This is a genomic window from Pseudooceanicola sp. NS-SX9 (genome assembly GCF_057380705.1).
This window is the reverse complement of the sequence record NZ_CM170818.1, coordinates 1,258,581-1,271,359: the sequence shown is the minus strand read 5'-3', so window position 1 is coordinate 1,271,359 and position 12,779 is coordinate 1,258,581. Positions and strand designations below refer to the sequence as shown.

Sequence of the window (12,779 nt, the reverse complement as noted above, 5' to 3'; positions counted from 1 at the left end):
ACGTGGCATCCCCCGGCCCGGAGGGCGCAGGGGGCTCTGCCCCCACGGGCCTGCGGCCCGCTCCCCCGAGGTATTTTGAACAAGAAAATGAAAGGAGCGTTGCTTCTGGCTTCATCTTTCCTCAAATACGGATGGCGCAGCAGTTGTCAGGGGCGGGCCACTGGTCCTTTCATCTTTCCCCAAATATGCATGTCGATCGACCTGTCACGGGACTGGCGCTCGGGGAGGGAACGCGGTATCGCGCGAGGATGACACAGCGCTTTTCCTTCACCCTCAAGGCCACCGACGGCAAGGCCCGACTCGGCGTGATCGACACGCCCCGCGGCCAGATCCGGACGCCCGCCTTCATGCCCGTGGGCACCGCCGCCACCGTGAAGGCGATGATGCCCGAAAGCGTCGCCGCAACCGGCGCCGACATCCTGCTTGGCAACACCTACCACCTGATGCTGCGCCCCACCGCCGAGCGCATCGACCGGCTGGGCGGGCTGCACAGGTTCATGAACTGGTCGAAACCCATCCTGACCGATTCCGGCGGCTTCCAGGTGATGAGCCTCGCCGAGCTGCGCAAGATGACCGAGGAGGGCGTGACCTTCCGCAGCCATGTCGACGGCTCCCGGCATTTCCTGAGCCCGGAACGCTCGATGGAGATCCAGAAGCTGCTGGGCTCGGACATCGTGATGTGCTTCGACGAATGCCCCGCCCTGCCCGCCACCGAGGAGCGCGTCGCCGAGGCGATGCGCCTGTCGATGCGATGGGCGCAGCGCTCGCGCGATGCCTTCGGGGACCGGCCGGGACATGCGCTGTTCGGCATCCAGCAGGGCGGCGTGACCGAGCACCTGCGCGGCGAAAGCGCCGAGGCACTGAAGTCCATCGGCTTTGACGGCTACGCGATCGGCGGCCTGGCCGTGGGCGAGGGCCAGGAGGCGATGTTCGGCGTGCTCGATTACGCCCCCGACCAGCTGCCCGCCGACAAGCCGCGTTACCTGATGGGCGTCGGCAAGCCCGACGATATCCTGGGCGCCGTCAAGCGCGGCGTCGACATGATGGACTGCGTGCTGCCGTCGCGTTCGGGGCGCACGGGCCAGGCCTGGACGCGGCGCGGCCAGGTCAACATCAAGAACGCCCGCCATGCCGACGATCCGCGTCCGCTTGATGAGCACTGCACCTGCCCGGCCTGCCGCAACTATTCCCGCGCCTATCTGCACCATGTGTTCCGCGCGCAGGAGATGATCTCGGGGATGCTGCTGACCTGGCACAACCTGCATTACTTCCAGGAGCTGATGCAGGGCATGCGCGATGCCATCGCCGAAGGCAGATTTGCCGAATTCGAGGCCGATTTCCATGCGCAGCGTGCCGAAGGCGACATCGAGCGGCTGTAAACGCGAAGGGGCGCCCTGCCTGCGCAGGACGCCCCCTTTCCTGGTCCCCGGGCGGGATCAGAAGGACATGATGTAGGACACACCCAGCACGACCGGATCGACCTCGGCGGTGCCGATATCAACGCCGTCCAGCTTGGCCTTCATGTCAATGTCCATCCAGCGCACATCGGCCCGGATCGCACCGCGCGGGCTGATCGCGTAGTCAAAGCCCGCATGCAGCGCCACGCCCCAGCTGTCATCCAGCGTCAGGTTGCCAAGCGGCGAGTCCACATCCAACGCATGAGTATAGTTCAGGCCCACGCCGGCGAAGGGGGTCAGCCGCGTCGGGTTCACGAAGTGATAGTTCAGCGACACCGTCGGCGGCAGCTCTTTGACGGTCCCGACCTTGGCGCCACCCAGCTTGATGTCATGGGTGAAGGGGGTCGCCGCCAGAACTTCGAGACCCAGGCGATCGCTGAGGAAGTATTCCAGCGTCAGGGTCAGCTGGGTGTCATCGCTCAGGGTCAGCTTGCTGCCGGCGACGGTGCCGTTGTCGCTTTTCGGGTTCACGTTGCCGATACCGACGCCGACGGTGATGTCACCGCGCTGCTGAGCGGCCGCGCCGGTCGCTGCAAGCGCCACAATTGCGGCAGCGGAAAGGAGAATCGCGCGCGTTTTCATGTCAGGTCCTCTTGAAATCAGATGCGCGCTCTTTGCGCCCGGCGCGGTGACAAACCCTTGATCTGCATCAAATCCGCGTGGGTTTCCCGCCCCCTGCGACGGACCGCCGCGCCCCCGCGGGGCACAAGGCACCTTGCCCTGCCCTCTGGACCCTTGCGCGACGATTTCCTATATAATCGCTCAGGAACAGGACGGATTTGACATGACCGACATCACCGAGCCCAAGGAAGGCGAACCGCTCATCGCGCCCTCCAGCATCGATCACCCGCTCTATGACAAGGTGGCCGAGGCCTGCCGGACGGTCTATGACCCGGAAATCCCGGTGAACATCTACGACCTCGGGCTGATCTACACGATCGCCATCACCCCGGAGAACGAGGTGAGCATCATCATGACCCTGACCGCGCCGGGCTGCCCGGTGGCCGGCGACATGCCCGGCTGGGTCATCGACGCCGTCGAACCGGTCGAGGGCGTCAAGCAGGTCGATGTCGACCTGACCTGGGATCCGCCGTGGGGCATGGACATGATGAGCGACGAAGCCCGCCTGGAGCTGGGCTTCATGTAAGACCCCCGGGCCTCCCCTGCGGGAGGCCCGTTCGTTTCCGGCCCTCGCCTGCGGTCATGGCACCCTTGCATGTCCCGCACCCCGCCGGACCTTGGCAAGCGCACCCGGAAGGCCTATTTTTCTGGAACAAGGAGACAGCCCATGTTCAGCATTCCCGGCAAGCAGGCCGTGACCATCACGCCCCGCGCAGCCTCGCAGATCGTCAAGCTGATGCAGAAGGATGGCCAGAGCGCCGGACTGCGTATCGGCGTCAAGAAGGGCGGCTGCGCCGGCATGGAATACACCATGGAATACGTCGATTCCGTCGACCGCATGGACGAGGTCGTCGAACAGGACGGCGCCCGGGTGATGATCGCGCCGATGGCCCAGATGTTCCTCTTCGGCACCGAGATCGACTACGAGACCTCGCTGCTGGAATCGGGCTTCAAGTTCCGCAACCCGAACGTGGTCGAGGCCTGCGGCTGCGGCGAATCGATCAAGTTCGCCGGCATGTGAGCGGCGCGGATCCGATGGCTGCGGATCCCGAATTCCTCGCCTGGCTGACCGATCTCTTCTCGGGGATCGGGCCCCTGCGCACCGGACGGATGTTCTCGGGCGCGGCACTTTACGCCGAGGGGGATGCGATGATCGCCATGATCACCCCCGACGGCACGGTCTGCATGAAGGCCGATGCCGCGACCCAGGCGGCCTTCCTTGCCGCGGGGTCCCACCCTTTCAGCTATGCACGCAAGGACGGGCGCCGCACTGTGGCCTCCCTGATGTCCCTGCCCGACAGCACCCTCGACGATCCCGAGGAGGCGCTGAGCTGGGCGCGCCTCGCCCTGCCTCCGGCGCGGGCGGCAGCGCTGCAAAAGAGGCAGCGCGCCCGGCGTCGTGCCGCCCGGGGCTGACGTCAGGCCATCCTGGGCTATGTGTGCGCTATCAACGGCTTGACCTCTCCGGCCTGCAGGTAAGAATGCGCCCGAGGACAAGACCGGCAAAACCGGGAAGGGAGACTAAATGCGCAGGAAACTAGCCGCGGGCAACTGGAAGATGAACGGCCTGAAAAGCTCTCTGGCCGAGATCGAGGCCCTCGCCCGGGCCCATCCCGATCCCGCCTGCGACGTGCTGATCTGCCCGCCCGCGACGCTGATCGCCCAGGCCGCCGAAATCTGCCAGGGCACCGGCATCCGCATCGGCGGCCAGACCTGCCATGACCGGCTGGCGGGCGCCCATACCGGCGACATCTCGGCCACCATGCTGAAGGACGCCGGCGCCACCGCGGTGATCCTGGGCCATTCCGAACGCCGCGAGGATCACGAGGAAAGCTCCGAAGACGTGCGCCTGCTGGCCAAGACCGCCCAGGCGGCCGGGCTGATGGCGGTGGTCTGCGTCGGCGAAAGCCTGTTCCAGCGCCAGTCGACCAACACGCTCGACATCATCGGCGCGCAGCTTTCCCTGTCGATCCCCGACAGCTCCACGGGCGAAAACCTGGTCGTCGCCTATGAACCGATCTGGGCCATCGGCTCGGGCCTCACCCCCACCCGCGACGAGATCGGCGAGGTTCACGATTTCATGCGCGCCCGCCTCGAACACCGCTTCGGCTACGGCGTCGGCAAATCCGTCCGCCTGCTCTACGGCGGCTCGGTCAAGGGCTCGAACGCACAAGAGATCTTCTCGATCTCCAATGTCGACGGCGCGCTGGTCGGCGGCGCCTCCCTGAGCGCCGAGGATTTCACCCCCATCGTCAGCGCCCTCGAACGGGCCTGAGCGCGCCCGGTTCTTTCATCTGGCCGAAAATACTCCCGCCGGAGGCAAACCGCCGCGCAAGCGGCGGTTTTTCGGTCTCCAGATGCCAGACGGCGCCCCGCCGGGACGCCGCCCTGCCCCCTCACTTGGTGACGATCTCGGGGCCCATGACCGCATTCGGCAGCAGCGTCGACAGCATCGGCACATAGGTCACCAGGATCAGGAAGACGAACAGGACCGCCAGGAACGGCAGCGCCGCCTTCACCACCCGCATCATCGACATCCCTGCCACGCCCGAGGTGACGAACAGGTTCAGCCCGACCGGCGGCGTGATCATCCCGATTTCCATGTTGACCACCATGATGATGCCCAGGTGGATCGGGTCGATGCCCAGCTCGATGGCGATGGGAAAGACCAGCGGCGCCACGATCACCAGCAGCCCCGAGGGTTCCATGAACTGGCCGCCGATCAGCAGGATCACGTTGACCACCACTAGGAACATCACCGGCCCGAAGCCCGCCGACAGCATCGCCTCGGCGACATGCTGGGGCACCTGTTCATCCGTCAGCACATGCTTCAGGATCAGCGCATTGGCGATGACGAACATCAGCGTCACGGTCAGCTTGCCGGCCTCGAACAGAGTGCGCCGGGTGTCGCGGTGGAACCAGGCGGTGACCAGGGCCACGGGCTTTTCCCACAGCGCCAGGTTGCGGCCGCCCTCGCGGCCCTTCAGCGGGCCCATGTCGCGATAGATGAAGACCGCCGCGATGAAGGCATAGACCGAGGCCACCGCCGCCGCTTCGGTCGGCGTGAAGATCGCCCCCGTGATGCCCGGGATGCCGTAGATGCCCACCATGATGATGACGATCAGCATCAGGCCCCAGAAGGCTTCGCGGAAGCTCGACCAGACTTCTCCCATGCCGGCGAACTCGCCCTTGGGCATGTTGCGGACGCGGGCCATGATCCAGATCGCGACCATCAGCATGATGCCCGCCAGCAGCCCCGGGATGACCCCCGCCAGGAACATCCGCCCCACCGACACGTCGACGGCCGTCGCATAGACCACCATCACGATCGAGGGCGGGATCAGGATGCCCAGCGTGCCCGCATTGCAGATCACGCCCGCGGCAAAGTCCTTGGTATAGCCCGCCTTGGTCATCGCCCCGATGACGATCGAGCCGATGGCCACCACGGTGGCCGGCGACGACCCCGACAGCGCGGCAAAGATCATGCAGGCAAAGACCCCCGCGATGGCAAGCCCGCCCCGCAGATGCCCGACACAGGCAATCGAGAACCGGATGATCCGCTTGGCCACGCCCCCCGTCGACATGAAGCTGGAGGCCAGGATGAAGAACGGGATCGCCAGCAGGGTGAAATGGCCCACGAAGGCCTGCATCAGCGTCTGCGCGATCGACGCCAGCGAGGTATCCCCGAACCACAGCAGGAACAGGATCGACGACAGGCCCAGCGACACCGCGATCGGCACGCCGATCAGCATGAAGCCCACCACCAGGCCGAAAAGGATGACGACGGTCATGGCTCAGTTCTCCCCGCGGCGTTCCGCGACTTCGGCGATTTCATCTTCGACTTCATGGCTGGCGACGATCCGGTCCAGCTTGCCCGTCCAGACCTGCACCGCGACCTGAAGAAAGCGGAACAGCAGCAGCGCCATCGACAGCGGCAGCACCGCATAGGGGATGAAGCGCGGCAGTTTCTCGTAGGGTTCGCCACCGTTCAGCGTGGTCTCGATGAAGCCCAGGAAGGCGGGGAACGGGATGTCGTTGACCTCGTACCAGGATTTCGAACGGAACTTCTCCTGCAGGCCCAGCGGGAACCAGCGGCCTTCGGTCTGCGGCAGGCCGGCGAAATTGGCCCAGTAGTCCCAGGCGCCCTTCAGCATCAGGCAGGCATAGACCAGGCAGGCGGCAATGGCGATCAGCGCCAGCACCCGGCGCACCGGGCGGGGGCAGATCTCGAGGATCGCATCGACCCCCAGATGGGCGTTCTTCTTGACCGCATAGGAGGCCCCCAGCAGCACCAGCCAGCCGAACAGGAAGACCGTGCCCTCCAGCGCCCACAGGATGTTCGAGTTGAAGACGTAGCGCATCACCACATTGGCGAAGGTGATGAGCGTCATGGCGCCCAGGATGGCCGCGATCAGGGTTTCCTCGATCCGGTCGATGACGCTTTCACCGGGTGCAGGATGCATGCCCGTTCCCTTTCCTGTCCGAGTGTTGTGAGGGGGCTTGTGCAGAAGGGCGCAGGGTCCGGCCTGCGCCCTTCCGGGTCCGGTGCGGGGCCGGTCAGTACTTGGCGTTGATCGCCTGGGCGGCGTCGATGTTGTCCTGGCCGACATCATCGGTGAACTTGTCCCAGACCGGCTTCATCGCCTTGACCCAGTCGGCGCGCTGTTCGGGCGTCAGCTCTCGGATCGTGCCGCCGGCATCCAGCACGCCCTGGCGCGCCTCGGCATCGACCTGGCCGATGGCCGCGTTGCGTTCCTTGGTCACGCCGTCCAGGATCTCCAGGAACTGGTCGCGGGTAGCTTCATCCATGCTGTCCAGCCAGTCGACCGAAGCCACAACCATGTAGTCGAGGACGCCGTGGTTGGTCTCGGTGATGCCGTCCTGCACCTCGTAGTACTTCTGGCCCAGGATGTTCGACCAGGTGTTCTCCTGGCCATCGACGACGCCCTGCTGCAGCGCGCCGTAGACCTCAGAGAACGCCATCTTCTGCGGCGAGGCGCCAAGCGCCTCCATCTGCGCCACCAGCACGTCGCTGGGCTGGACGCGGAATTTCAGGCCCTTGGCATCCTCGGGCTCCAGCAGGGGCTTGTTGGCCGAGAACTGCTTCAGCCCGTTGTGCCAGAAGCCCAGGCCCGCCAGGCCGCGGCGTTCCATCGAGGACATCATCGCCTGACCATTGTCCGAGGACTGGAAGGCATCGACCGCTTCCATGTTCTTGAACATGAAGGGCAGGTCGAAGATGCGGAAGACCTTGGTGAAGGTCTCGAATTTCGACAGCGAGGGGGCGCCCAGCTGCACGTCGCCCTGCAGCATCGCCTCCAGCAGCTTGTCGTCGTCGTAGAGGGTCGAGTTCGGATAGACCTCCATGCAGGCCTTGCCGTCCATCTGCTCGTTGACGCGGGTCTTCAGCAGTTCGGCGGCGATGCCCTTGGGGTGCTTGTCGGTATTGGTGACATGGCTGAATTTGATCACCATCTCGCCCGCATCGCAGCCGGCCGGGTTGGCGAAGGCGGCGGGGGCAAGGGCGGCAAGCGCCAGCGCGGTGGCAGCAGTGGTCAGGACCTTCATCTCTATCTCCTCCCGAGAGTGCAGTCGAACGGGCCGGGCCCGCGTGATGCCAAAATCCGCAACAGCGGGACTGCGCTCAAGAAAAACTGATCAACCGTGAGGTGAATTCGTTTTTCGAAGGGAATTCAGAGGGATGTGGGTAAGGTATGCGCCATGCACATATCCGACATGCATGGCGCGTGCGGAATCCCGCACAGGGTTTCCGTCATTTTGTGCGGAATCCCACACAAGCCCTAGCGGAACGAGTCGGGCTTCAGCCCATGCTTGGCCAGCTTGTCGTAGAAGGTCTTGCGCGGCAGCTTCAGCGCTTCGGCCGCGGCCGAGGCCTGGCCGCCATGGCGTTTCAGCGCCGCCGCCAGCAGGCTTTTCTCGATCTGCGCCATCTGTTCGGCCAGCCCCAGATCCGAGGGGCGCTCTTCTTCGGCGCCGCCGCCCGACAGCACAAAGCGCATGGCCGCGCTCATCAGCGACCGCGCATTGCCGGGCCAGTCGCGGGTCATCAGGGCGGCGATCACCTCGGGGGTGACCTCGGGGGCGGCCATGCCGGACTGCTCGGCCGCCTGGGCGACATACTGGCGGAACATCACCGGGATGTCCTCGGGGCGTTCCTTCAGCGCCGGGGTGTGCACGCTCAGCGCCTCCAGCCGGTAATAAAGATCAGCGCTGAAGCGCCCTTCCTCGACCGCCTGTTGCAGGGCGCTGCTGCATCCCGCGATCAGCCGGGCACAGGGATCCTGTTCCAGGCTTTCCGCAAGGGCAAACTGCCCCTCATGGGAAAGCCCCGCGATTTCATCGAGATAGAGCGACCCTCCGGCAGCCTCCTGAAAGGCTGTGGCCAGCGCCTCGGGGGTCAGGCCGGCGGCGGCGCGCTTGACGAAGGGCCGCTGGGCAAGCGGCGAGGACAGGTGGATCACCTCGGCCACCTTCGAGATCCCGGCCCCCGGCGCGCCCGTCACCAGCACCTCGCCGGTCAGGCGGGCCAGCTGGCGGATGCGCCGGCGCAGCGCCTCGGACTGTTCCGAGCGGCCAAAGATCATCCGCGCCGCCGGATCGCCGCTTTCCAGCTGCGCCTTCAGGCGGCGGTTCTCCAGCACCAGCTCGCGCGTCTTCAACGCGCGTTCCAGGATCGGCAGCAGCTCGGCGCTGGCGCAGGGCTTTTCCAGAAACCCGAAGGCGCCGCGCTTCATCGCATCGACCGCCATCGGGATGTCGCCCTCGCCGGTCAGCAGGATCACCGGCAGTTCGGGATCCAGTTTCAGCGTATGGTCCAGCAGGAAGAAGCCGTCGCGGCCGGGCATGCGGATGTCCGACAGGATGATGCCGTTGAAATCGGGGGTGATGCGGTCCTTGGCAGCCACGAAGGACCCGGCGGTCAGGGGCTCCAGATCCGCCAGCTCCAGCGTCTGCGCCAGCGCCTCGCGCACGGCCGCATCATCATCGACCACCAGAACCTGCCGCGTCATCGCACCCTCCTGCCGTTTTCACCCAGATAGCCCCTGCCCCGCCCCGATGCGAGGGGGCGCATCCCCCGCTCCGGGCAGTTCGACCGTGAATTCCGCGCCGCCGTCGGGATGGCTGCGGCCGCGGATCGCACCGCCAAAGCCCTGCACCAGCCCGTAAGAGATCGACAGCCCCAGCCCCATGCCCTTGGCCGCGCCCACCTCCTTGGTGGAATAGAAGGGATCGAAGATCCGTTCCGGGTCGCGGATGCCGGGGCCGGTGTCGCGCACCGTCAGCCGGGGCCGGGCGCCATCGGTCAGCGTGATCGTCAGCACCCGGCGTTCGCCCCCCGCCATGGCGTCGATCGCGTTCGAGATCAGGTTCACCAGCACCTGACCCAGCCGGACCTCGCCGCCCATGGCCCAGACCGGGGCCTCGGGCGGGGTCCAGTTCAGCCGCACGCCCTCGGCCTGCATCCGAGCCGCGGTCATCTCGATCGCGGTCAGGGTGACGGCGCGCATGTCGATGCGGCGCACCGGTTCGCTTTCCTGCCGGGCAAAGGCGCGCAGGTTGCGGATGATGCGGCCCATGCGCTCGGCCAGATCGGCGATACGGGTCAGGTTCTGCGCGGCGCGCTCCGGCTTGCCCCGTTCGACGAACAGGGCGCCGTTTTCGGCGAATTGCCGGATCGCCATCAGCGGCTGGTTCAGTTCATGGCTGAGCCCCGCCGACATCTGCCCAAGCGCCGACAGCCGGCCGGCCTGGACCAGCTCGTCCTGGGCGCGTTTCAGGCGGGCCTCGGCCTCCTGACGTTCGGCCACCTCGCGGCGCAGGCGGGCGTTGGCGCCCGACAGCTGGGCGGTGCGGGCGGCAACGCGGGATTCCAGCCGGGCATTGGCCTGGGCCAGCACGCGGCGACGCTCGGCCACGGCCATCAGCGCCAGACCCAGCCCCAGCAGCACCAGCCCCACCAGCGCCGCCTGCAGCCGCGCCAGCCCCTGGGCGGGGGCGGCATCGACCAGCGCCTCGCCGCGCATGCCGATCTGCGGCAGGTCGCGACTGATATGCAGCGCCAGACGCGGCAGGTAGGGGCTCCAGTCGATGCGCCACAGGTCAAGACCCGCGGGATGGCTTTCGCGCACCCGCACATCCTGCGCACCCGGAGGCGCGAAACCTCCCCCCGAGGCTACCCGCCGCCAGCCCAGCAGCTCGGACCGGTTCGAAATGAAGACCTCTCCGTCCGCATCGGTGAACAGAACTGCCGGGCGGCCGCCGCGCCATTCCTGCTCCAGCAGCTCGATGTTGACGGTGACCAGCAGCACCGCCGCGACCTGGCCATCGGCGCCAAAGACCGGCGCCGCGTAGACATAGACGCGCAGGCCGGTGGCCGGATCATGGCCATGGCCCTGCCCCAGCGCGCCCTGACGGGCCCGCGCCAGGGCCCGGGCCACGTAATCGGTCGCGGGCACGGCGCCGGGCTTGGCCTGGGCAAGCAGCAGCCCCCCAGCATCCAGATAGGCCAGGTTCAGCAGGCCGGTACGATCGGCTGTGCCCAGCAGCAGGGCCTCGGCCGCGGGCCGGTCGGCGGGCAGCGCCTGCAGCAGCGGATGGTCTTTCAGCAGCACCGCCAGGTCGCGGTAGCGCTGCAACTGGCCGCTCAGCCGGTCGGCAGCCAACGACAGGTCCGACTGGCCACGCTGCGCCAGCGCCCGCAGCGACTGCCGGTAGCCTGCCTGAAAGACCAGCACCGCGACCAGTGCCACAAGGGCCACCAGCCCGGCCAACATGCGCAGCCTGCGTGACATCGCGTAACCTCCCCTGCCTAGATAGCCGGGCGCCTCTTGCCTTGGAAAGCGCAACCCGCAAAATGCCGGGCATGATCCAGATCTCGCAATCCCCGACGGACGCGGCCTTCGTCCAGAACCCCTACCCGTTCTACGACCGGGCCCGCGCCATGGGGCCGCTGCTGGAATGGACGGATTACGGCGTCCCCGCCGCCTTCAGCCATGCGCTGGTCAGTGCCCTGCTGCGCGACCGCCGCTTCGGCACCACCTGCCCCGAGGACCTGGCCCCGCCCCGGCCCGACCACCTGCAGGGCTTCTTCCGGGTCGAGGACCGCTCGATGCTGGCGCAGGAGGGCGAGGCTCACAAGCGCCTGCGCGGTCTGGTGCTGCGCGCCTTCACCTCGCGCCGGATCAACGGCATGGCCCCCGAGATCGAGGCGCTGTGCCATAGGCTGATCGACGATTTCCCCACCGACCAGCCCTTCGACCTGCTGTCGGCCTATGCGATGCATGTGCCGGTGATCGTCATCGCCCGCCTGCTGGGCGTGCCCGAGGAAATGGCGCCGCAGCTGCTGTTCTGGTCGAACACCATGGTCGCGATGTACCAGGCCCGCCGCGACACCCGGATCGAGGAAGAAGCCGACCGCGCCGCGACGGAGTTCCACGACTATATCCGCAGCTATGCCGAAGAGCGCCGCAAGCACCCCGCGGACGACCTGATCACCGAACTGCTGAATGCCGAGGAAGCCGGAGAGAAGCTCTCGATGGACGAGCTGATCGGCACCTGCATCCTGCTGCTGAACGCGGGCCACGAGGCGACGGTGAACACGCTGGGCAATGCGGTGCCGCTGCTGCTGAACCACGGCAATCCGCAACACTGGCTGTCGCCCGAACGTGTCGACGGCACGATCGAAGAAGTCCTGCGCTACGACCCGCCGCTGCACCTCTTCTCGCGCTATGCGCTGGAGGATGCCGAGGTCGCAGGCCACTTCTTCCGTCGCGGGGCGCGTGTGGCCTGCCTGCTGGGATCGGCGAATCGCGATCCCCAGGCCTGGGAGGCCCCCGATGTCTTCGATCCGTCCCGCCCGGTGAAGACGAATGTCGCCTTCGGCGCCGGGGCGCATTTCTGCATCGGCGCGCCGCTGGCGCGGCTGGAGCTGAAGATCGCACTGCCCGTGCTGTTCGATCGCTGCCCCGATCTGCGCCTGACCGAGTCGCCCGAATATGCCGATCTCTACCACTTCCACGGGCTGAAGGACCTGATGGTCACCGTCTGAGCCCGCACGCGGCGCCGTCACCCCCGGCATCGCAAGTACCGCGACGCGTCCCGCCGTCCCGAAAAAGGACGCGGGGACCACCCCCTGCCCCCTGTCCGGTTCCATCATCTGACCGAAAATACTCTGCAGGGGGCCGGGGGATGCAAAATCCCCCGCTGTCGCCCCGCTAAAGGGGCAGCGCCGTGGTCGATTTGATCTCTTCCATCGACAGCAACGCCGTGACGTTGTGGACCTTCACCTCAGAGATCAACGCCTGGTAGAAGGCATCATACGCGCGCGCATTCTTCACCCGCACTTTCAGGATATAATCGATATCACCCGCCAGGCGGTGCGCCTCCTGCACCTCGGGGCGGTCCTTCAGCGCCTTCAGGAAGGCCGCCTGCCAGTCGGCCTCGTGCTCGCTGGTGCGGATCAGCACGAAGAAGCAGGCGTCGAAACCAAGCGCTTCCGGATCCAGCACCGCGACCTGCGGGCCGATGATCCCGGCCTCCTTCATCTTGCGGATGCGGTTCCACACCGGGGTCTTCGACGACCCCACCTTGCGGGCAATATCATCCAGCGATTGCGCGGCGTCCGTCTGCAGTTGCAAAAGGATTTTCCGGTCAGTCTCGTCCAGGCGGACACTCATTCCC

Annotated in this window: 13 protein-coding genes; 6 read left to right on the top strand and 7 right to left on the bottom strand. The window is 66.6% G+C overall.

What is annotated here, in order from left to right; translation table 11 throughout:
• Nucleotides 1–248 precede the first annotated feature (248 nt).
• Nucleotides 249–1,379: a tRNA guanosine(34) transglycosylase Tgt gene (gene tgt / locus AC2ITM_RS06060; RefSeq protein ID WP_486468928.1), complete on the top strand. Its 1,131-nt coding sequence runs from the start codon at nucleotides 249–251 to the stop codon at nucleotides 1,377–1,379.
• A 57-nt stretch (nucleotides 1,380–1,436) separates the two neighbouring features.
• Here tgt and AC2ITM_RS06055 read toward each other — a convergent pair whose 3' ends face one another.
• The gene (locus AC2ITM_RS06055; RefSeq protein WP_486468927.1) at nucleotides 1,437–2,039 is read right to left on the bottom strand and encodes an OmpW/AlkL family protein; all 603 of its coding nucleotides are present in this window, start codon (nucleotides 2,037–2,039) and stop codon (nucleotides 1,437–1,439) included.
• 202 nt (nucleotides 2,040–2,241) lie between these two features.
• Between AC2ITM_RS06055 and AC2ITM_RS06050 the strand changes: the two genes are divergently transcribed.
• From AC2ITM_RS06050 to tpiA, 4 genes are all read left to right on the top strand, one after another.
• Entirely contained in the window at nucleotides 2,242–2,604 is a 363-nt protein-coding gene (locus AC2ITM_RS06050; RefSeq protein ID WP_486468926.1) for an SUF system Fe-S cluster assembly protein, read from the top strand.
• Nucleotides 2,605–2,745: 141 nt separating this feature from the next.
• On the top strand, nucleotides 2,746–3,099 hold the full coding sequence (locus AC2ITM_RS06045) for a HesB/IscA family protein (protein WP_486468925.1): 354 nt from the start codon (nucleotides 2,746–2,748) through the stop codon (nucleotides 3,097–3,099).
• 14 nt (nucleotides 3,100–3,113) lie between these two features.
• On the top strand, nucleotides 3,114–3,494 hold the full coding sequence (locus tag AC2ITM_RS06040) for a TfoX/Sxy family protein (protein WP_486468924.1): 381 nt from the start codon (nucleotides 3,114–3,116) through the stop codon (nucleotides 3,492–3,494).
• A 109-nt stretch (nucleotides 3,495–3,603) separates the two neighbouring features.
• Nucleotides 3,604–4,353 (top strand): triose-phosphate isomerase, encoded by a 750-nt coding sequence (gene tpiA, locus AC2ITM_RS06035; protein ID WP_486468923.1) that lies wholly within the window; start codon nucleotides 3,604–3,606, stop codon nucleotides 4,351–4,353.
• Nucleotides 4,354–4,474: 121 nt separating this feature from the next.
• Here the strand turns inward: tpiA and AC2ITM_RS06030 are convergent, their stop codons facing one another.
• The 5 genes from AC2ITM_RS06030 to AC2ITM_RS06010 form a co-directional block, all read right to left on the bottom strand.
• Nucleotides 4,475–5,869: a TRAP transporter large permease gene (locus AC2ITM_RS06030; protein ID WP_486468922.1), complete on the bottom strand. Its 1,395-nt coding sequence runs from the start codon at nucleotides 5,867–5,869 to the stop codon at nucleotides 4,475–4,477.
• Between the two features lie 3 nt (nucleotides 5,870–5,872).
• On the bottom strand, nucleotides 5,873–6,541 hold the full coding sequence (locus tag AC2ITM_RS06025; protein WP_486468921.1) for a TRAP transporter small permease: 669 nt from the start codon (nucleotides 6,539–6,541) through the stop codon (nucleotides 5,873–5,875).
• Between the two features lie 94 nt (nucleotides 6,542–6,635).
• Nucleotides 6,636–7,646: a DctP family TRAP transporter solute-binding subunit gene (locus tag AC2ITM_RS06020; protein WP_486468920.1), complete on the bottom strand. Its 1,011-nt coding sequence runs from the start codon at nucleotides 7,644–7,646 to the stop codon at nucleotides 6,636–6,638.
• 233 nt (nucleotides 7,647–7,879) lie between these two features.
• On the bottom strand, nucleotides 7,880–9,109 hold the full coding sequence (locus AC2ITM_RS06015; RefSeq protein WP_486468919.1) for a sigma-54-dependent transcriptional regulator: 1,230 nt from the start codon (nucleotides 9,107–9,109) through the stop codon (nucleotides 7,880–7,882).
• Between the two features lie 18 nt (nucleotides 9,110–9,127).
• Nucleotides 9,128–10,891 carry a sensor histidine kinase gene (locus AC2ITM_RS06010; protein ID WP_486468918.1) on the bottom strand — a complete coding sequence of 588 codons (1,764 nt, stop codon included), beginning with the start codon at nucleotides 10,889–10,891 and terminating at the stop codon, nucleotides 9,128–9,130.
• Between the two features lie 71 nt (nucleotides 10,892–10,962).
• Between AC2ITM_RS06010 and AC2ITM_RS06005 the strand changes: the two genes are divergently transcribed.
• Nucleotides 10,963–12,147, top strand: a complete 1,185-nt coding sequence (locus tag AC2ITM_RS06005; RefSeq protein WP_486468917.1) for a cytochrome P450 — start codon at nucleotides 10,963–10,965, stop codon at nucleotides 12,145–12,147.
• Between the two features lie 166 nt (nucleotides 12,148–12,313).
• Here AC2ITM_RS06005 and AC2ITM_RS06000 read toward each other — a convergent pair whose 3' ends face one another.
• Nucleotides 12,314–12,775 (bottom strand): Lrp/AsnC family transcriptional regulator, encoded by a 462-nt coding sequence (locus AC2ITM_RS06000; RefSeq protein WP_486468916.1) that lies wholly within the window; start codon nucleotides 12,773–12,775, stop codon nucleotides 12,314–12,316.
• Between the last annotated feature and the right edge of the window lie 4 nt (nucleotides 12,776–12,779).

Excerpts from the sequence above, each read along its gene's own strand:
- AC2ITM_RS06020 (WP_486468920.1), bottom strand. The coding sequence starts at position 7,646 with ATGAAGGTCCTGACCACTGCTGCCACCGCGCTGGCGCTTGCCGCCCTT.
- AC2ITM_RS06000 (WP_486468916.1), bottom strand. The coding sequence starts at position 12,775 with ATGAGTGTCCGCCTGGACGAGACTGACCGGAAAATCCTTTTGCAACTG.
- AC2ITM_RS06050 (WP_486468926.1), top strand. The coding sequence starts at position 2,242 with ATGACCGACATCACCGAGCCCAAGGAAGGCGAACCGCTCATCGCGCCC.
- AC2ITM_RS06010 (WP_486468918.1), bottom strand. The coding sequence starts at position 10,891 with ATGTCACGCAGGCTGCGCATGTTGGCCGGGCTGGTGGCCCTTGTGGCA.
- AC2ITM_RS06005 (WP_486468917.1), top strand. The coding sequence starts at position 10,963 with ATGATCCAGATCTCGCAATCCCCGACGGACGCGGCCTTCGTCCAGAAC.
- AC2ITM_RS06015 (WP_486468919.1), bottom strand. The coding sequence starts at position 9,109 with ATGACGCGGCAGGTTCTGGTGGTCGATGATGATGCGGCCGTGCGCGAG.
- tgt (WP_486468928.1), top strand. The coding sequence starts at position 249 with ATGACACAGCGCTTTTCCTTCACCCTCAAGGCCACCGACGGCAAGGCC.
- AC2ITM_RS06030 (WP_486468922.1), bottom strand. The coding sequence starts at position 5,869 with ATGACCGTCGTCATCCTTTTCGGCCTGGTGGTGGGCTTCATGCTGATC.
- AC2ITM_RS06025 (WP_486468921.1), bottom strand. The coding sequence starts at position 6,541 with ATGCATCCTGCACCCGGTGAAAGCGTCATCGACCGGATCGAGGAAACC.
- tpiA (WP_486468923.1), top strand. The coding sequence starts at position 3,604 with ATGCGCAGGAAACTAGCCGCGGGCAACTGGAAGATGAACGGCCTGAAA.
- AC2ITM_RS06045 (WP_486468925.1), top strand. The coding sequence starts at position 2,746 with ATGTTCAGCATTCCCGGCAAGCAGGCCGTGACCATCACGCCCCGCGCA.
- AC2ITM_RS06040 (WP_486468924.1), top strand. The coding sequence starts at position 3,114 with ATGGCTGCGGATCCCGAATTCCTCGCCTGGCTGACCGATCTCTTCTCG.
- AC2ITM_RS06055 (WP_486468927.1), bottom strand. The coding sequence starts at position 2,039 with ATGAAAACGCGCGCGATTCTCCTTTCCGCTGCCGCAATTGTGGCGCTT.